The organism is Nocardiopsis sp. NPDC049922 (assembly GCF_040660275.1).
Taxonomy (GTDB): domain Bacteria; phylum Actinomycetota; class Actinomycetes; order Streptosporangiales; family Streptosporangiaceae; genus Nocardiopsis.
Genome location: NZ_JBFAME010000002.1, coordinates 111,613 through 129,959 on the forward strand (window position 1 = coordinate 111,613; position 18,347 = coordinate 129,959).

An 18,347-nucleotide genomic window follows, 5' to 3' on the forward strand; every position below is an offset into this window, starting at 1 on the left:
TCGCGCGGAGTGACGGTGGGCACGAGCGCGCATCCCCTGCGCCACAGGGGCCGGTGGACTCGCGCACAGTCGGCCACGGACCGTTGCCGGAGCTCCTACCCAGCGGTAACGTTGTGACATGGACAACAGTTCGTCCCCCTTTCCCTCGATCGCCGCCATGTTCACCTCCCGGGTCGCCGCATCCGGTGCCGCCGAGGCCTTCAGCCACCCCGTCCCCGACCCCACGGGCGACGGCGAGACCTGGGCGACCCTCAGTTGGGCCCAGACGCTCGACCGGGTCCGCCACATCGCCCTGGGCCTGCACTCGCTCGGGGTGACCTCCCAGGCCCGGTGCGCGATCGCGTCCAGCACCAGGATCGAGTGGATCCTGGCCGACCTCGGCGTGCTGTGCGCGGGAGGGGCGACCACGACGATCTACCCCTCGTGCACCGCTCCCGACTGCGCCTACATCGTCTCCGACTCCGGCAGCATGGTCGCCTTCGCCGAGGACGACGAACAGGTCGCCAAGCTCCGGCGGCAGCGTGCGCGGATGCCCGGCCTGTCCCGGGTGGTGGCCTTCGAGGGGGACGCCGGGGGCGACGACGACTGGGTGATCCCGCTCGCCGAACTGGAGGAGCGCGGCGCGCGGGTGGCGGCCGAGCGCCCGGAGCTGTTCGACGAGCTGGTCGCGAGCGTGCGGCCCGAACACCTGGCCACCCTGATCTACACCTCGGGGACCACGGGCAGGCCCAAGGGGGTCCGGCTCGACCACGCCAACTGGGTGTACGAGGCCGAGGCGCTGCACACCATGGACCAGGAGCTGCGCGAGCGTGGCCACGCCCTGATGACCGGTGACGACGTGCAGTACCTGTGGCTGCCACTGGCGCACGTGTTCGGCAAGGTGATCCAGGTCAGCCAGCTGCGCATCGGTTTCCGGACCGCGGTGGACGGGCGGATGGACCGGATCGTGGACAACCTCGCCGTGGTCCGGCCGACGTTCATGGCCGCCGCGCCGCGCATTTTCGAGAAGGTGTTCAACCGGGTGGTCATGCAGGCCAGGGAGGGCGGGACGGCCCGGTACCGGATCTTCCGGTGGGCCGCCGGTGTGGCCGACCGCGTCGCGCGCGAGCGCGAGGAGGGCCGCGAGCCGGCGGGGGTGCTGGCGGTCCAGTACCGGATCGCCGACCGGCTGGTGTTCTCGAAGCTGCGTGCGCGGTTCGGCGGTCGGCTCAGGTTCTTCGTGTCCGGCAGCGCTCCCCTGGCCCCGGAGATCGGCCGTTTCTTCTACGGCGCCGGGATCACCATCCTCGAGGGGTACGGCCTCACCGAGAGCAGCGGGGCGACGTTCGTCAACCGGCCCGGGGACGTGCGCTTCGGAACTGTGGGGCTGCCGGTGCCCGGCACCGAGGTGCGGATCGCCGAGGACGGCGAGGTGATGCTGCGCGGGGGCGGGGTGATGCGCGGCTACCACAACCTGTCCGGAGCGACCCAGGCGGTGCTGACCGAGGACGGCTGGTTCGCCACCGGTGACATCGGCGTCCTGGAGAACGGACATCTGCGGATCACCGACCGCAAGAAGGAGCTGATCAAGACCTCGGGCGGCAAGTACGTGGCGCCGCAGGGCATCGAGGGCCGGTTCAAGGCGCTGTGCCCGTACGTGAGCAACCTGGTCGTGCACGGCGACCGGCGACCGTACTGCGTGGCGCTCGTGGCGTTGGACCCCGAGGCGATCGACTCGTGGGCCGCCGACAACGGGCTGGGCGGACTCGACTACACGGCACTGACCAGGGAACCGGCGGTGCGTGAGCTGGTGCAGGAGGCCATCGACACGCTCAACCGGGACCTGCCCCGGCACGAGACGGTGAAGCGGTTCGCGATCCTGCCGAACGAACTGTCCGTGGAGGAGGGCGAGATCACGCCGAGTCTGAAGATGCGGCGGCGGGCGATCGAGGAGAAGTACCGGGACCTGCTGGACGGGATGTACGAGGACACCGTGCAGAGCCTGTGAGGCGCGCGTTGTCAGGGGGTCGGACGCTCGCCGGGCTCGGCGCTCACGGGCGACCCGTCGGCGGCGGACGAGTCACCGGCCACGGTTGACTCGACAGTGGCGGGTGAGGCGTCGGTGGCGGGTGACGCGCCGGTGGCGGACGTGTCCACCGGGAGCGGTGCGGCGAAGGTGGACTCCGTGCCGTCGGTGACGCAGACGCCCACGACCTCCGCGTCGGAGTCGGGGGCGGGTGCCGGCAGGGGAACGCCCGGCAGGTCGCCCCTCACCATGCTGATCCCGTCCAACAGCCCGTACTGGAGGACGAACAGGAAGGGCCAGGCCACCAGGAAAGCGGTCGCGCGCAACTGCAGACCCACGGTCACGGACTCCCCGCGTGCGGCGTCGGACACGGCCTCGTGCAGGGGGGTGTCGAGGGCCGTCCCGACCTGCCAGGTCAGGACGGTCGCGATCACCGCGCCCAGGAAGCCGCCGACCAGGCACACCAGGCGCAGATCCTGGATCCGGCGTCGGGCCAGGGAGAACTGGACCATGTAGGCGCCGTAGCCGGTCACCATCCCGGCGACGGCGGTGATGAGGGCGAAGTAGCCCTCCCCCGCGAACACCTCCTGAGCCGTGCCGGTGAAGACCTGACCGTCGCCCAGCGCGGTGCCCGCCACGCGGTCCGGGGCGGCGAACCACCACACCGGGCCCAGGGCCGCGCCGACCAGCGCCACGGCGACCAGGACGCACGCGCCCACGAGCAGCTGCCGCCCCAGCCGCGACCTCCTGTGATCGGTCATGATCGCCCTTCTCGCGGACCCGTCGTACGCCCCGGAAAACGACTGGCCGCGGGGCACGGCCCGAAGGAGAATACCCGCATGAGCGACATCACCGACCCCGCGACCGCGACTCCCCTGCCCGCACGGCTGGACCCGCCCAAGGCCGCCGACGAGCGCACGATGCTCACCACCTGGCTGGACTGGCACCGCGCGACCGTGCGTCGCAAGTGCGCCGGTCTGGCTCCGCACCTGACTGGAGCGGCCCCGCTGCCGACCTCACCGCTGATGACGGTGGGCGGCATCGTGTCGCATCTGCGCTGGGTGGAGGCCTACTGGTTCGAGACCGTCATGCTCAACCAGCCCGACCGCGCCCCCTATTCGGCGGAGGATCCCGACGCGGAGTTCCGCGTCGGCGCGCAACGGCCGTTGGACGAACTCCTGGACGCGTACGACGCCCAGTGCTCCCGGTCCCGGGAGATCGCCGCCCGGCTGGAGCTGGGCACGACCGCCCGCAACGCGCACAGGCAGGTGACCCTGCGGTGGGTCCTGCTGCACATGCTGGAGGAGACCGCCCGGCACAACGGGCATCTGGACGTGCTGCGCGAACTCGCCGACGGTGTGACCGGCGAGTAGCGGTACGCGCGGGGCCGCCGGGGGGACGCACCCCGGCGGCCCCGCGTGCTTTCCCGGATCAGTCCACGCCCGGCGCGGCGGCACCGGTTCCGTCGTCGCCGTCCGCGGCCTCGGCGGCGTCGTCCTCGGCGAGGATCCGGTACAGGCCCCGCTTGCCCTCGTTCAGGAGCCGCTTGGCCCGCTCCACCTGGTCGTCGGTGCCCGCCTGGGCGACCTGGGCGGCGGCGGCGCTGAGCTGGTAGGCGAGCGCGCTGACCTCCTCGAAGCGCGACCGGGTGTCGGCGTAGGCGTCGGCGACCGCCTCCCACGGCGGGGTGAGGTCCGCGCCGTGCTCCTCCAGGTGGGCGACGCCCTCCTCGGTGAGCTGGTAGGGGCGGCGGCGCCCCTCCCCCTCGATCTGGCTGACCAGGCCCTCGTCCTCCAGCTGCTGGAGCATGGGGTAGACGGACCCGGGGCTGGGACGCCACATCCCTCCGCTGCGTTCGCGCCCCTCGCGAATGATCTCGTATCCGCTGCGCGGTTCCTCGGCGAGCAGCAGCAGGATGCCGGTGCGGACGTCACCGCGGCGGGCACGGGGGCCGCCTCGGCGGTGTCCGCCGCGTCCGAAGCCGCCGTGACCGCCACCGTGCGGGCCGAAGCCCCCGAACGGGTCGAATCCGGGTGGGAAGGCGCCTCCTCCCCACGGCCCCCCGGGCGGCATGGGGGGTTCGGGCGGACGGGGCGGCCGGTGGCCGAACTCGGCGCGGTGGTGACCGTGGTGGCCCTCGTCGTCGTGTCCGGCGTGCCGCTCGTGGTGGTCGTGGTGGTCGTGGTGGCCGTGGTGGCCGCGCGGGGTGTCGGTGGGCCGCCAGGACCAGGGACCGCGGAACCGGCGTCCGCGCCCCTCCCAGGACCAGGGGCCGGGCAGTGCCATGGCGCTCATGGAGACTCCTTCGCCTTCGTTGAGACACGAAGCGACTGTCAACTCTTCTTGTCGATAGTCGATCTTCATTCTGATAGCTCAAAGATATATCGCTAAGAACATCGACGCAAGAGGCTGCGGCCCCGTCTCCTGCGCGCGGACACGAGAAAGGGGTCCCGCGCGCCCGAACGGCACCCGGGACCCCTCGGGGTCGGCGGCGTCAGTAGTCGACCGCGTACGCCCCCAACAGGCTCTTCATCTCACCGTTGAACTCCGGCGAGATCCGGACCGAGTACCGGTCGACGGCGTAGATCCGCGACCGCACCGGGTTGTCCACGCGGATCCGGACCGGGGTCTCCCCCTTGTGGCTGCTCAACACCTGGCGCAGCTCCGTGACGAGTTCGGAGGTGAGCCGCTTCTCGTCCACGGTCAACAGGACCGGAGGTTCGCCGTCGGACACGTGGGAGATGTCCAGGATCGACATCTCCGAGGCGAACATCGACCAGGTGCCGTCGCGGTCGTTCAGGCGGCCCTTCACCGTGACCGCGGTGTCCTCCAGCAGGGCCTCGACGTACAGCGGATAGGTCTTGGGGAAGAACAGGACCTCCATGCTGGCGTCCAGGTCCTCCACCGTGGCGATCGCCCACTGGTTGCCCGCCTTGTTGACGCGCTTGTCCACCTTGGAGATGAGGCCGGAGATGCGCACCTCGCCGCGTTCGCGGGCCTGCTCACCGGCGACGATCTGGGCGATCGAGGTGTCGCGCGAGCGGGCCAGGATGCGCTCGGCGCCGGCCAGCGGGTGGCTGGACACGTACAGACCGAGCATCTCGCGCTCGAAGGCGAGCTTGGTCTTGCGGTCCCACTCCTCGTCGCCCCACTGGATGTTGAGGCCGATCGGCGTGGAGTCGCCGCCCTCGTCGGCGCCGCCGAACAGGTCGAACTGGCCGTGCGCCTCCTGCTTCTTGGAGCTGATCATGCCGTCGACCGCCGCCTCGTGGTGGCGGTACAGCTCGCGGCGGGGCTGGCCCAGGGAGTCGAAGGCGCCCGCCTTGATCAGGGACTCGATGACCCGCTTGTTGCAGGCGGCCAGCTCGATCTTGGACAGGAAGTCGGTGAAGGAGGTGTAGCGGCCCTTCTCGTTGCGGGTCTTGATGACCGAGTTGACGACGTTGGCGCCGACGTTGCGGACCGCGCCCATGCCGAAGCGGATGTCGCGGCCGACCGGGGTGAAGCGCAGACCGGAGTCGTTGACGTCCGGGGGGAGGACCTTGATGCCCTGGGCGCGGCACTCGGCGAGGTAGACCGCCATCTTGTCCTTGTCGTCGCTGACCGAGGTGAGCAGCGCGGCCATGTAGGCAGCGGGGTAGTTGGCCTTGAGGTAGGCGGTCCAGTACGAGACGAGTGCATAGCCTGCGGCGTGCGACTTGTTGAACGCGTACCCCGCGAACGGGAGCATGACGTCCCACAGGGCCTGGATCGCTTCCTGGGAGAACCCGCGCTCCTTGGCGCCGGGGAAGAACTTGGCCTCCTCGGCCTCCAGCGCCTCCTTCTTCTTCTTGCCCATCGCGCGGCGCATCAGGTCCGCGCCGCCCAGTGTGTACCCGGCCAGCTGCTGGGCGATGGCCATGATCTGCTCCTGGTAGACGAGCAGATGGAAGGTCTCCCCCAGGATCGGGTCGAGAGCCTCTTTGAGCTCCGGGTGGATCGGGGCGATCTCCTGGCGGCCGTTCGATCGGTCGGCGTAGTCGTTGTGCGCGTTGGCCGCCATCGGTCCGGGTCGGTACAGCGACAGGACGGCCGCGATGTCACCGAACTTCTTCGGCTCCATCCGCTTGAGCAGGTTGCGCATCGCTCCGCCGTCCAGCTGGAACACACCGAGCGTGTCACCGCGGGAGAGGAGATCGTAGGTCTTCTTGTCGTCCAGGGACAGCGTGGAGAGGTCGATGTCGATCCCCTCCGCCTCCTTGATGCTCTTGACCGCGTCGTCCATGATCGTGAGGTTGCGCAGCCCCAGGAAGTCCATCTTGAGCAGACCCATGTCCTCGCACTGAGGGTAGGGAAAGCCGGTGATGATGGCGCCGTCGGTGTCCCGCTTGTGGAGCGGGATGACGTCGAGCAGGGGTTCCTTGGACAGGATGACGCCCGCCGCGTGCACGCCGGTGCCCCGGGTCAGGCCCTCGATACCGCGCGCGGTCTCCATGACCTTGGCGACCTGTGGGTCGTTGTCGACCAGGTTGCGCAGTTCGGTGGTCTCGCTGTATCGCTCGTGCTCGGTGTTGAACACAGCGTCGAGCGGGATCTCCTTGCCGCCCACCGCGGCCGGGAAGGCCTTGGTGATCTGGTCTCCCACCGAATAGGGCATGCCCAGGATGCGGGTGGAGTCCTTCACGGCGGCCTTAGCCTTGATGGTGCCGAAGGTGAGGATCTGCGCGACGCGCTCCTCGCCGTACAGGCGGGTGACGTACTCGATCATCTCCCCGCGCCGACGCTCGTCGAAGTCGAGGTCGATATCGGGCATGGACACGCGTTCGGGGTTGAGGAACCGCTCGAACAGCAGACCGTGTTCGAGGGGATCGAGGTCGGTGATGCCCAGGACGTAGGCGACCATCGAGCCCGCGGCGGAACCACGCCCGGGGCCCAGCGCGATCTCGTTCTTGCGGGCGTACTGGCAGATATCGGAAACCACGAGGAAGTAGGCGGGAAAGCCCATCTCGTTGATGATGCCGAGCTCGAAGTCGACGCGCCTACGGACCTCGTCACCGACCCCGTTCGGATAGCGGCCCTTGAGGAGCCGCTCGATCTCCTTGGCCAGCCAGGAGGACTGGGTCTCCCCCTCGGGGACGGGGAACTCGGGCATGAGGTCGCGGTGCGCGAACACCGAATCGTAGGCGTCCGGGGCTACGCGCTCGGCGATGAGCAGAGTGTTCTTGCACCCCTGGGCCCACTCGTCGAAGTTCAGGATGCCGCGCATCTCGTCGGCGGTCTTGAGGTAGTAGCCGGATCCGTTGAACCGGAACCGGGTGGGGTCGTCGAGGTTCTTGCCCACACCGACCGCCAGCAGGGCGTCGTGCGCGGCGGCCTGGTCCTCGTAGACGTAGTGGGAGTCGTTGGTCACGAGGGGGCGGATGTTGAGTTCGCGGCCGACCTTGAGCAGGCCGTCACGGACCTCCTTCTCGATCGGGACGCCGTGGTCCATCAACTCCAGGAAGACGTTCTCCTTGCCGAAGATGTCCTGGAGCTTGGCGGCATACTCGATCGCCTCCTTCTCCTGGCCCAGGCGCAGGCGGGTCTGCACGCCGCCGGAGGGGCAGCCGGTGCTGACGATGATGCCCTCGTTGTGCTCGGCCATCAGCTCCAGGTCCATGCGGGGCTTCATGTAGTAGCCCTCCGTGGACGCCAGCGAGGACATCTTGAAGAGGTTGCGCAGCCCGGTCTCGTTCTCCGCGAGCATCGTCATGTGCAGGTACCGGCCGCCACCGGAGATGTCCTTGCCGCCCTCGGCCGCCGTGTCGTCCGACCCGCTGGCCCGGCCCCAGAACACGCGCTTCTTGTGGAAGCGGGACTCCGGCGCGACGTAGGCCTCGATGCCGATGATCGGCTTGACTCCGGTGCCCTTGGACTGCTGGAAGAACTCGTAGGCCCCAAACATGTTGCCGTGGTCGGTCATGGCGACCGCTGGCATGCCCAACCGCGAGGCCTCCTTGAACAGGGGCTTGAGTTTCGCGGCGCCGTCCAGCATCGAGTACTCGGTGTGGACGTGCAGATGGGTGAAGGAGTCAGCCATGGTTCGGGTGCCCCCAGGAGGGTCGACGGATGGGTGATGACTCCCGAGCCTACGCCCGTCCCACGACTCTCGGGGCCCCTGTGGACAACCCGCCCCTGGCACTGCACCGCGTTCCGACTCGCTCACCAATCACTCTCCCTGGTCACCCGAGATCCGCACTACTCACAGCCGGTCACAACTGACCCGGGCATGTCGGACGGCTGCTCACAGAACCCCTTGTGGGCAGCGAATCCTGCCTGCGGCCCCGCTTTCGGGGAATGGTCTCCGTGACGCCGTCCGCAGCAGCGAACGCGGAAGACCGAACGGTCGACAGCCGCTCCAGGCGGAGAGGAAGTTCATGCCGGAGAACGAGACCCACGGAGAGTTCCAGCTCGACGTGCGCATCATCCCGGAGTCCCAGTGGCAGGGCGCCACGGTTGCGGCCTCCGAGGACTGCACCAACACCTGCGCCACCCTGCCCAACTGCTTCGCCGACACCCCCGACACGGTGTGAGTGAGCGCCGCCCCGGGCGACCGGGGGCGGCGCGGATCCGCCTCTGTCTTCCCCTCTCGGCAAGGAACGATGAGCGCCGAAACACCCCAGTACAGGTGTGCGGGTACCGCGATGCTGCGGGCACCACTGCACCCGTTCCGCTCCCTACCCGACATTCCCGTCGCCGCCCTGGACCGTACGTCGCCCGCTGAGGCACGAGAACTCACCGACTGGATCCGCGACACGGTCACCCGTGACGCGGCATTACATGAAGCGATCCAGATCTCCAGCCCGCCCCTGGCCCGGGTGCTGGAGCAGGTGGTCTCGGGGCAGGAGCTTCCGCCGCGCCGGGCCCGTCGAACCGCCGCGTCCCTCGCCCGGTACCTCCTGCGCATGCACAGCCGGTCGACTCCGTTCGGAACGCTGGCGGGAGTGGCCACCGCCACGGTGGGGACAGGCGCGTCGGCGCAATGGCACGGTCGCCACCGGAAGGCCGCCTCCATCGACCTCGGATGGCTCGATTCCTGGGTGCGGCGGTGTCAGTCGCAGCCCGCCGTCCTCGCCCATCTCCATGTGGCCGTCAACAACCTGTGCCGAATCCGTGGCGAGCGGTTGGTGCTTCCGTGTGGGCACACGTCCGAAGGCCAGCCCGCGCACACCTCCGTTCGACTGAGCGATCCCGTGCGGCTGGTCCTGGACTCGGCCCGCACACCGGTTCCCGTCCATCGGCTCCGGGAGAGCATCGGCAAGCGACACCCCCGGGTTCCCGAGGCGGTGATCGACTCCTTGCTACGGCGGCTCGTGGAACTGGGATTTCTGCTCACCGAACTTCCTCCCACACCGGGGGCGCCTGATCCCGTCGGGCATGTCCTGGCCGTCCTTGAGGCTCTCTCTCCGGGTGCCCTCCCCTCGGATGTGGCCCGGGAGGTGGACCAGCTACGTCAGGTGCAGAAGGACCTCGATCACTACGGGCAACTGCCTGTCGGCACCGGCCGTGACGTGCTCACGTCAGCCCAGCGCTGCCTGCGAACCATCGGTGCCGTGCCACACGAGCAGAACATCCAAGTGGACCTGGCGTTGGGTGTGAGCGTCCAACTTCCTGCCCTCGTCGCAGAGGAGGTGGAGGCCACCGCGAACGTCCTGTCCCGCCTGGCCGGGCCCTATCCGGCCCTCCTGGAAGACTTCCACCGACGGTTCGTGCGACGGTTCGGCGTCAACACACCGATCCCCGTCAAGGAGGTGCTGGACCCCGAGCGTGGACTGGATCCACCCTGGACACGCGGACTGACGCACTCGGCCGTCAGCGGGCAGGAGAACCGGGACCGTGTCCTCTCCGCCCTCGCACAGGAAGCCACGCTTCTGCGGCGTGAGGTGGTGCTGGATGAATCCTCGCTGGCGGAACTGTCGAGGCCAGCTGCCCAGCCTCCGTGGCCGGTCGAGGTCGAACTGTGCGCGCAACTTCTCGCCCCGTCGCCCGATGCGCTGATCTCGGGTGACTTCCTCCTCGTCGTCGCCTCGGCGTTCGGCTCACCCTCGATCGGGGCCATGACCAGCCGATTCGCTCACCTGTTCCAGGGCGATGGGGCGGTGTCCCAGGTCGGACCCATCCGCGCCCGGGAGGACGGCCCGCACGCGCCACGAGCTCACCTCGTGTTCTCGCCGCCGCACCGCCGTAGCGCCAACGTCCTCCGTGGCCCGGAGTGGTCGGGGCTGACCATCCCGTTGGGAACGTACTCCGACCCACGCGACCCGGCTGTGCTCGACCCCAACGACCTCTCCGTGGTGGCCAGCCCGCACCGCCTCCATGTCTGTTCGTACTCACGCGAACAGGAGGTCATCCCTGTCGGCCTCCACTCGCTCAACTACCGTTCCCAGGCTCCCCCGCTCGCGCGGCTCCTCCGTGAGATCGGACTCGGCGGGGCGCGTCCCTGGCAGCCCTGGACATGGGGTGCGGCGGCGTACCTGCCGTACCTACCGCGCGTCCGACACCGTCGAACGATTCTCGCGCCCGCTCGTTGGCGGGTGCCCGCCTCACTGCGCACCCCCGACGAGGGCTTCAGCGCGTGGGAACGCACCCTGAACCGGTGGCGTGACACCTGGCGTGTCCCCGACAGGATCCAGGTGCTGGCCCCGAACGTCTCACGGGACCGTTGCCTGATGCTCGATCTGGGCCAGGAATCCCATCGGTACCTGTTCCGGAACGAAGTCCTCCACGAGAAGGAGATCGTCGTCTCCGAATGTCTGGCCGCCGCACCTGAGGCAACGGGATGGTTGGCGGGCCGCGGTAACGAGATCGTCTTTCCGCTCACCCTCGGGACGACGCCCTCTCAGAGCCCAGCCCCCACGGTCGCGGGGGCCGCTGTCCGAGCCCCGGAGCACCTGCCGGGAGGACCGTGGCTCAGCGCTCAGGTCGCGTGCACCCCCGAACACATGGACGACCTCATCACAACGAACCTGCCGGAGCTGCTTCGGGGGCTGCCGGTCGAGCGATGGTTCTTCGTGCGCTACGACGACCCTCACCCCCACCTACGCCTGCGCTTCCGTGGTGTCCCCGACACGCTCAACGCCGATGTGCTGCCCCGACTGAGTGACTGGGTCGCCACGCTCCGCGCCTCCGGGTTGGTCGACCGTCTGGAACTCACGACCTACGCGCCCGAGGTGGGCCGCTACGGCCCGGGGGAAGCCATGACTGCTGCGGAACGAGTGTTCGATGCCGACAGCGCCTCCGTGCTCGACCAGTCCCGCATCGTTCGCACTGACCGAGCGGATATCCCCCTGGTACTGCTGGCCGCAGCGAACTTCACGGACATCGCGTGGTCGTTTCTGGGCGCTGGGGCGGCGAACTGGTTCGCCATGCTGAGCAAGAGCCCACACCATCGTGCCTTCCAGGCCCATCGTGACCTGGCGCTGACACTCGTCGACCCCGCCTCCGGCTGGTCAGAACTGCGTGGTGTCCCAGGAGGTCACGCCGTCGTCGAGTCGTGGCGGGACCGCCGCGCAGCGCTGGAGGCGTACCGAACCCGTCTCGACGAAGGGACGAGCGGCTGTCCTGCTCCCGGACAGGTCCTCGCATCGTTGCTGCACATGCACTCGAACCGGCTGCTGGGGATCGACCGGGAGAGCGAGGCGGAGGCGATGGCGGTGGCACGGGCAACCGTCCGAGCCCACCAGCAACGCGCGGAGAAGTGCGGTTGGCCGTGAGGGAGGTCGATGCGGCGCGCGAACGTGCCCGCGACATCGTGGCCCAGGTGTCCGAGCGACTTTCCGACCCCAGGGTGCGCCTCCCCGATCCGACGTCGCTCGACCAGGGCCGCCCCGGGATCGCCCTGCTGTTCGCCGAATTGGGTCGCGCGGATGCCGACCTCCGCTCGACCGCGCACGCATGGCTCTCCGAAGCGGCGAAACAGGTCCGTGTCAGCGAGAAGGACGGTCTCTACCAGGGCGCTGCCGCACTGGCCTTGGCCCTGCACGCGGCAGGGCCACACGACTACGAGAACGCGCTCGACCGCTTGGACGGCGTCGTCGTCGACCGGGTCCACGACCTCGTACGGGATGGGCGGGATCGCGCGAGGTCGGGGGTTCCTGGCGTTCGGTTGGGGGCGTACGACCTGATCTCCGGGGCGACCGGACTGGGTGTCTACCTCCTGCACAGGGGTACCGCCCCGGCCGAACTCCGTGCGCTGCTCTCCTCCCTGGTGGAGATGGCCGAACCCACTCGGGATCGCCGGGGCCGACGCCTACCAGGATGGTGGACACCCGACTCCCCCACGCCCGGCCAGTCCACTCCCTACCCACGGGGGCACGTCAATCTGGGCGTCGCCCACGGCATCGCTGGTCCGTTCTCCCTCCTCGCCCAGGCCTGGATCAAGGAGGTCCGTGTGCCGGGTCATGCCGACGCGATCACCCGGCTCGCGGATGGGCTGATGCAGTGGAGCCCCGGCGCTCAGCAGGCCGGAGAGTGGCAGGGCTGGCCGGGGATCGTGATCCCGGATGAAGCAGACGAGTGGTTCAGGCCGCCCGTTCGACCACAGCGCCCGGTGTGGTGCTACGGAACGGTGGGAATCGCCAGAGCCTTGCAGATAGCTGGGGTGGCACTCTCCCGACCGGAGTGGATGAGCGTGGCCGTCGATGGACTCGTCACGGTCCTGGACAACCCCGCGCTGACCGACTTGATCACCGACCCGACGCTCTGCCATGGATGGGCTGGCGTGCTACACGTCAGCTGGCGCGTGGCGCATACGAGCGGCGATCCCAGACTCCGGGCACGGCTACCGGCGATTGCCCACGCCGTGATGAACCATCCCGCGTTCGACAACGCACCAGACGGCCTGCTCACCGGGCGCGCGGGCATCACCTTGGCGTTGCACACATTCGCGACCGACACCGAACCGCTCAGCGGCTGGGACCGCTGCCTCGCCCTCGGCTGACCGTCACTCCGGTTCCGATTGTTTGACGCCCCCTGCCCGATGGCCGGAGCATCCCCGCCACCGGACAGCGCGTCAGGAGTCAGCCGCACTTGACGGACACGAGGAAAGCGTCCCACTCCCCTGACTCGAAGGAGAAGTAGCCCAGGCCGGGGTTCTTGGAGTCCCGCAGGTTCATGTGGCAGGCTCCGTCAGCGACCTCGACGCACTCCCCACCTTTGCTACCGCTGTAGCTGGACTTCCGCCACCCCAATGCAACCTCGACGCAGTTCCCGCCCTGGCTCCCGCTGTAGCTGGACCTGCGCCACGGAAGGTCGCGCTTATCGCACATCTCACTCATAGTTCTCCAATGATGGACATAAGCAGCCGCTCAGAAGCTTTCGGGGACAACCCCTGAGCACACAGCGTCATGAAGCTCTGGAGGACGGGGGTGACCTCTTGCTTCACGTTCGTCATGGCTGCGGTACGGCGCCCCTCAACGTAGAGCAGAGGGTCTTCGTCAGCGAACGTGAGAACGCTGAACGACCCATCCAACGCCGCGTGCTCCTCCACATCACTAGGCACGATAACGAATGTGACGTACGTGCGCCTGGCCACCTCAATCAGGTGCTCAAGCTGGTTCCGTATTACTGACGAACCACCGATTGGCCTTCGGAGTACGATCTCGTCAACCGCCACCCACATGAGCGGCGGATGCCTCCGATCGAAGATCGCTTGGCGGTTGAGGCGTGCGGCTACCTGCTTCTCCACATTGTCAGCGCCAATCGACGGTGATGCACAGCCCAGCACGGCACGGGCGTAGTCCTCGGTCTGGAGCAGACCTGGGACCGTCTGGGTTTGGTACTCGTAGATCGCCGCGGCCTCAGCTTCCATGTTCGCGTAGGGCCTGAACCAGGAGGGGTATGGATCCGACTGCTCAAGAAGAGGAAGGATCCGCCCCAGGGCGCCACCGGTCTCCAGCGCCTCGTCGCAGCACTCCGTGAACTTGGACATGACCCGGTCGCCGTCGCGGGCGTCCAGCGGCGTCCTCCGGGCGGTCTCCACCATGGAGATCATCGACTTCGAGTACGGGATCACCTCGGCGAGCTGCGCCTGCGTCAGCCCGGCCCTCTCCCGGAAGCGCTTGAGTTCAGCCGCGTAGTACCTGAGCGTGGGCGAGATCGTGCGCTGCGGCTCGTTGGGCTCGTCCTCGGGCACAAGGTGCAGGTCGGTCATGGCAGGCGCTCCGAAAGGGGTGAGGGGTGACACCGAGTCCCCGTGAATCGGCAATCTCAGCGTAATTCCTCATTCACCGTCGGTGGAGGTTTTCCACAGATCCAGTTCGGTCACCCGGCCACAATCACTCCGACGCTGCTCACAGCACTTGGCCGAACTCCACAGCGCTCCACAGACCCCTACGGCATTTCGGACAGGAATCCACCAAACAATGGGTGAGCACGAATCGGTGGCGCAGAGTGACATCCGTATCGCAGTCTCGATGCATGGTGAACACCACCGCACACCTGGTCCACCCGTTCGTCTTCAGCCCCGGCGAGCTGCGTACCGAGGCCGACGCCCTCGCCCGGGAAGAGGCTCCGCGCCGGTTCGCGGTCTTCGCTCTGGACGAGGTCGAGCAGGACGGCGTCATCATCGCGTGGGGCCAGCAGTTCAAAGACGGCCGAGTCGCCCTGGTGGGAGACGCCGCACGGATACACGGCACGTTCGGGTCGTTGCGCTCTGCTCTTCGCGTCTGCGGTCGCGGCGACGGCACGACGCACGTCTCCTGGGTCGACCCGGAGCCGGAACCGATCTCAGAGGACTAACGCCGCCGGAGCGCGCGGGCGATGTCACGCAGCCAGGGCTCACGAAAGGTCGGCTCACCGGTGAGGACCCGGTGGATCTCCTCGCGCACCTCGCGGGTGCGACCGCTCTGGTACAGGGCGACGGCGATGGCCAGGCCTCGGCGCGCCTTCTCGTCGTGGCGAGGGACGGTCACCTCCGGGTCCGACCAGCGAGTGCGTCGGAAGGAGTGGGCGGTCTTGGGCTGGTCGTTGCCCAGGTAGCGCCAGAGCCAGAGGTCGACCGAGACGTTGCACACCGCTTTGCCGGGCAACTCGGTGACCCAGTCCTCGTGCTGCTGCCACCGCCACGTGTTCGGGCTGGTCTTCTCGCGCACGGTGATGCCCACGTAGCGGATCTTGGTCCGGATGACGTTCCAGGAGGCGCGCTCGTCGTCGATCCAGTCGCGCAGGTGGTGGTGGAGGTTGGTGAACGTCGACCCGGCCAGCACGAGGTCGGCGAAGACCACCGGACGCCGTCGCCCCGCGAGGCCGTTCGGTGACAGCCCGGAGGAGGTGAGGTTGGTACGCAGCTGGGCGCGTTCGGTCGCGGTGAGGTCCGCGCCGTCGGAGCCGTACAGGGACAGCGGCAGCTGGTGGAGGCGCGACGCGAACCGGGTGTCCGCGAGTGCGCCGCTGAGCAGGTCGAACACGCTGTCGGCGGATCGCCCGACGAAGTACAGGTCACCGTCGGAGCTGCGGGCGAGCACCTTGGCGGCGCACTCGACGAGGTGGGGAAGGTACGCGGGTTCGTGGTCGTGTCCGTCGAGCAGGGAGCCGAGCCGATCGCCGCGCGCGACGTTCCAACGGAAGGGGCGCATCGGTTCCATGGGGCGTATTGAAGCAAGACGGACGCGGTCGGGACAAACGGTTTCCGGCCCCTGGGGACGGACGACCTGCTAACGTCCGGCGGATGGGGCGGGTCGCCCCGTCTCCCCCGCGAGAGGTTCTCCCATGCGTTCGACCGCCACCCTGGTGCTGGCGGCCTCCGGTGTGCGGCCGGTGCGGCCGACGTCGACGGTCTCGCCCTCGATGCCCGAACCGCCGGGGCACGGTGAGGTCCGGTTCGCCACCTTCAACGCCGCGTTGACGCGTTCTGCGGCCGGTGCGCTGCTGGCGGAGCTGGCCGGGCCGGGCGGCACGCAGCTCCGCAACGTCGCGGAGATCGTCCAGCGGGTGCGCCCCGACGTCCTGCTCGTCAACGAGTTCGACCACGACCCGGACGGGCTCGGCCCGCGACTGTTCCAGGACCGCTACCTGTCGGTGGGGCACCGGGGCGCGGAGCCGATCGAGTACCCCTACGTCTACACGGCCCCGGTCAACACGGGGGTGGCCTCGGGCGCGGACCTGGACGGCGACGGACGGGTGGTGACCGAGCCGGGCTGCACGGGCTACGCCGGGGACGCGTTCGGGTTCGGCCTGTTCCCCGGCCAGTACGGCATGGTCCTGTTCTCCCGGTACCCGATCCTGACCGACCGTGTGCGCACCTTCCGGACGTTCCGGTGGGCCGACCTGCCCGGGGCCCTGCTGCCCGTCCGGCCGGACACGGGGCGACCCTTCTACGCGGAGGCGGCGCTGGACGTGCTGCGGTTGTCCTCCAAGAGCCACTGGGACGTACCGGTGGACGTGGGCGGACGGCGGCCGGTGCACGTGTTGGCGTGCCATCCGACTCCACCGGCGTTCGACGGCCCCGAACGCCGCAACGTGCTGCGCAACCACGACGAGATCCGGTTCTGGGTCGACTACGCGTCCCCGGACGCCGGGCACCTGTACGACGACGAGGGGCGGCGGGGAGGACTGGCGGCGGGTGCGGCGTTCGTGATCGCGGGTGATCTGAACGCCGACCCGGCGGCGGGTGACGGGCATCCCAAGGCCGTCACGCAGCTGTTGGAGCATCCCGGCGTCAGGGACGTGGCACCGACCAGCCGGGGCGGGCTGGGTCCAGCCGCCGTGGACGCGGGGGCCGCCGTGCCCTCGGGTCACCTGCGCGCGGACTACGTGCTGCCCTCGGCGGAGCTGCCCGTGGGCGGGTCCGGGGTGTTCTGGCCCGCGCCGGACGACCCGCTGTTCCGGTTGACGGGCGACCACCCGTTCCCCAGTTCGGACCACCGGTTGGTGTGGGTGGACGTGGGGAGGCCCTGAGCACGGGATCGGCGCGGCCGACGCCGCCAGAGCTTCCGCGGAGTATGGGTGACTCGCCCGTAGAACACCCTTCCCTATGCACGACGTTCCTGGTCAGCGGTCCCGCTCGGCCTCCTCCTGGGCGGCGGCCAGCCCGGCGCTGATGACGCTGTCCATGATGGCGGCGAGCCGGTCGGCGCCCAGGCGCGGCGCGTGTTCGGCCATGCGCTCGACCAGTTCGCGCTCGCGGCGGGCGTCGCGTCCGGCGAAGTACCCGACCGGCTTGAGCCGCTGGACCTCGGCGGCCAGGAGCGCGCGGCGTTCCAGGAGTTCGGCGAGTTCGGCGTCCACCTGGTCGATGCGGCCGCGCAGCTGGCGGATCCGGTCGTCGGGCGTGGGCTCGGCGGAGGTGGTCGGACGGTGCACGGTGGGCTCCAACGGGTGAGTACGTGGCGCGGCCGCCGCGTCCCGCCGGGGTGCTCGTCGGCCGCCTGAAAGACGAAAGAGCACCGGGCGTACCGCCCGAGTGCTCCGTTGCCGACGATCCCTGTGTCCGCCTACGTGTCAGCGGCCGACGGGACCGTCGGCTGGCTAAACACGTGATAGCGGTGGACCATGGCGCCGATCCTACCTCCTTCGTCCGGCGCGCGCCCGCGTGACACTCCCTACGCGCCGGGCTCGGGCAGCTCGAACCGCACCATGATGGCGGTCGCCTCGGCGGTGACCTCGCCGTTCACGCGGATCTCCCCGGCGACGAACACCTTGCGCCGCTCCGCGCCGGTCACCCGGGAGGTGATCTCCAGCGGGGTGAACAGCGGGGTCGGCCGGCGGTAGTCGACCTCGAGTCTGGCGGTGAGCCCGGGCATGCCCGCGAGCGCGGCGGCGCTGCCGACGGCCTGGTCGAGCAGGGCGGCGATCCAGCCGCCGTGGACCAACCCGGGCGGGCCCTGGTAGGTGGTGGTGAGGGTGACGTCGCCGCGCAGCCCTTCGGTGGTGCGCTCCAGGGAGAGCGGCGGGGCGACGGGGTTGGTGTCCCCCGCGACGATGTTGGTGATGGTGCCGTACTCGACCGTGCCGTCGCGCAGGTCGCGCTGGACCATGGCGCCGACGTCACGGCGGGCGACGTTGAGCCGGTCGGTGAGGGTCTCGACGGTGGCGGCGGTCTGGGCGAGGGTGTCGGTGTCCGCCTCGGTGTTGGCGACGGCGTCGATGAGGTCGTGGACGCGGGCCACCAGGGAGCGCAGTTCCGGGGTGATGTCGGCGGCCTCGACGACGGGGAGACCGTACTCCCGGGGGTCGGGCAGTGCCGGGACCGGCTGCGTGTTGACCGTCATGTGTTCCTCGTCGGATCGGGGTGGGCACGGGAGGCTGGGGGCACGAACGTCAAACCGAATCCTACTCGGTAGTAGTCCAGGAAGAGATCGCGAACCCCAGCGCTCCTCGTCACACT

15 protein-coding genes are annotated in these 18,347 nt (G+C 69.2%); 7 read left to right on the top strand and 8 right to left on the bottom strand.

The window, feature by feature from the left end; translation table 11 throughout:
- Positions 1 to 118: 118 nt before the first annotated feature.
- Positions 119 to 1,987: an AMP-binding protein gene (locus tag AB0I72_RS04715; RefSeq protein ID WP_358563024.1), complete on the top strand. Its 1,869-nt coding sequence runs from the start codon at positions 119 to 121 to the stop codon at positions 1,985 to 1,987.
- An 11-nt stretch (positions 1,988 to 1,998) separates the two neighbouring features.
- On the opposite strand, the gene AB0I72_RS04720 is transcribed toward AB0I72_RS04715, so the two are convergent.
- Complete coding sequence (locus tag AB0I72_RS04720) at positions 1,999 to 2,766, bottom strand: hypothetical protein (protein WP_358563025.1); 768 nt, start codon at positions 2,764 to 2,766, stop codon at positions 1,999 to 2,001.
- Between the two features lie 78 nt (positions 2,767 to 2,844).
- On the opposite strand from AB0I72_RS04720, the gene AB0I72_RS04725 reads away from it, so the two are divergent.
- Positions 2,845 to 3,378 (top strand): DinB family protein, encoded by a 534-nt coding sequence (locus AB0I72_RS04725; protein WP_358563026.1) that lies wholly within the window; start codon positions 2,845 to 2,847, stop codon positions 3,376 to 3,378.
- 58 nt (positions 3,379 to 3,436) lie between these two features.
- Here AB0I72_RS04725 and AB0I72_RS04730 read toward each other — a convergent pair whose 3' ends face one another.
- Complete coding sequence (locus AB0I72_RS04730; RefSeq protein WP_358563028.1) at positions 3,437 to 4,300, bottom strand: PadR family transcriptional regulator; 864 nt, start codon at positions 4,298 to 4,300, stop codon at positions 3,437 to 3,439.
- 199 nt (positions 4,301 to 4,499) lie between these two features.
- Positions 4,500 to 8,063, bottom strand: coding sequence for a DNA polymerase III subunit alpha (gene dnaE, locus AB0I72_RS04735; protein ID WP_358563030.1), 3,564 nt, complete (start codon positions 8,061 to 8,063; stop codon positions 4,500 to 4,502).
- A 337-nt stretch (positions 8,064 to 8,400) separates the two neighbouring features.
- Here dnaE and AB0I72_RS04740 point away from each other — a divergent pair, with 337 nt between their 5' ends.
- The 3 genes from AB0I72_RS04740 (at position 8,401) to AB0I72_RS04750 (ending at position 12,962) form a co-directional block, all read left to right on the top strand.
- Positions 8,401 to 8,556: a hypothetical protein gene (locus AB0I72_RS04740; RefSeq protein ID WP_358563032.1), complete on the top strand. Its 156-nt coding sequence runs from the start codon at positions 8,401 to 8,403 to the stop codon at positions 8,554 to 8,556.
- Between the two features lie 69 nt (positions 8,557 to 8,625).
- Complete coding sequence (locus AB0I72_RS04745) at positions 8,626 to 11,736, top strand: lantibiotic dehydratase (RefSeq protein ID WP_358563034.1); 3,111 nt, start codon at positions 8,626 to 8,628, stop codon at positions 11,734 to 11,736.
- Positions 11,733 to 12,962 carry a lanthionine synthetase C family protein gene (locus AB0I72_RS04750; RefSeq protein ID WP_358563730.1) on the top strand — a complete coding sequence of 410 codons (1,230 nt, stop codon included), beginning with the start codon at positions 11,733 to 11,735 and terminating at the stop codon, positions 12,960 to 12,962. Before AB0I72_RS04745 ends, AB0I72_RS04750 begins: the two co-directional genes overlap by 4 nt.
- Positions 12,963 to 13,041: 79 nt before the next feature.
- On the opposite strand, the gene AB0I72_RS04755 is transcribed toward AB0I72_RS04750, so the two are convergent.
- Positions 13,042 to 13,299, bottom strand: coding sequence for a DUF397 domain-containing protein (locus tag AB0I72_RS04755; RefSeq protein WP_358563036.1), 258 nt, complete (start codon positions 13,297 to 13,299; stop codon positions 13,042 to 13,044).
- Positions 13,296 to 14,174 (bottom strand): helix-turn-helix transcriptional regulator, encoded by an 879-nt coding sequence (locus AB0I72_RS04760; RefSeq protein WP_358563038.1) that lies wholly within the window; start codon positions 14,172 to 14,174, stop codon positions 13,296 to 13,298. Before AB0I72_RS04760 ends, AB0I72_RS04755 begins: the two co-directional genes overlap by 4 nt.
- Positions 14,175 to 14,440: 266 nt before the next feature.
- Here AB0I72_RS04760 and AB0I72_RS04765 point away from each other — a divergent pair, with 266 nt between their 5' ends.
- Positions 14,441 to 14,761: a hypothetical protein gene (locus AB0I72_RS04765; RefSeq protein ID WP_358563040.1), complete on the top strand. Its 321-nt coding sequence runs from the start codon at positions 14,441 to 14,443 to the stop codon at positions 14,759 to 14,761.
- Here AB0I72_RS04765 and AB0I72_RS04770 read toward each other — a convergent pair.
- Entirely contained in the window at positions 14,758 to 15,606 is an 849-nt protein-coding gene (locus tag AB0I72_RS04770; RefSeq protein WP_358563042.1) for a hypothetical protein, read from the bottom strand. The two genes, AB0I72_RS04765 and AB0I72_RS04770, sit on opposite strands and share 4 nt — an antisense overlap.
- A 124-nt stretch (positions 15,607 to 15,730) precedes the next feature.
- On the opposite strand from AB0I72_RS04770, the gene AB0I72_RS04775 reads away from it, so the two are divergent.
- Positions 15,731 to 16,918: an endonuclease/exonuclease/phosphatase family protein gene (locus AB0I72_RS04775; protein ID WP_358563044.1), complete on the top strand. Its 1,188-nt coding sequence runs from the start codon at positions 15,731 to 15,733 to the stop codon at positions 16,916 to 16,918.
- A gap of 93 nt (positions 16,919 to 17,011) precedes the next feature.
- Here AB0I72_RS04775 and AB0I72_RS04780 read toward each other — a convergent pair whose 3' ends face one another.
- Positions 17,012 to 17,323: a chorismate mutase gene (locus AB0I72_RS04780; protein ID WP_358563046.1), complete on the bottom strand. Its 312-nt coding sequence runs from the start codon at positions 17,321 to 17,323 to the stop codon at positions 17,012 to 17,014.
- 239 nt (positions 17,324 to 17,562) lie between these two features.
- On the bottom strand, positions 17,563 to 18,231 hold the full coding sequence (locus tag AB0I72_RS04785) for a PaaI family thioesterase (RefSeq protein ID WP_358563048.1): 669 nt from the start codon (positions 18,229 to 18,231) through the stop codon (positions 17,563 to 17,565).
- Positions 18,232 to 18,347: the final 116 nt, after the last annotated feature.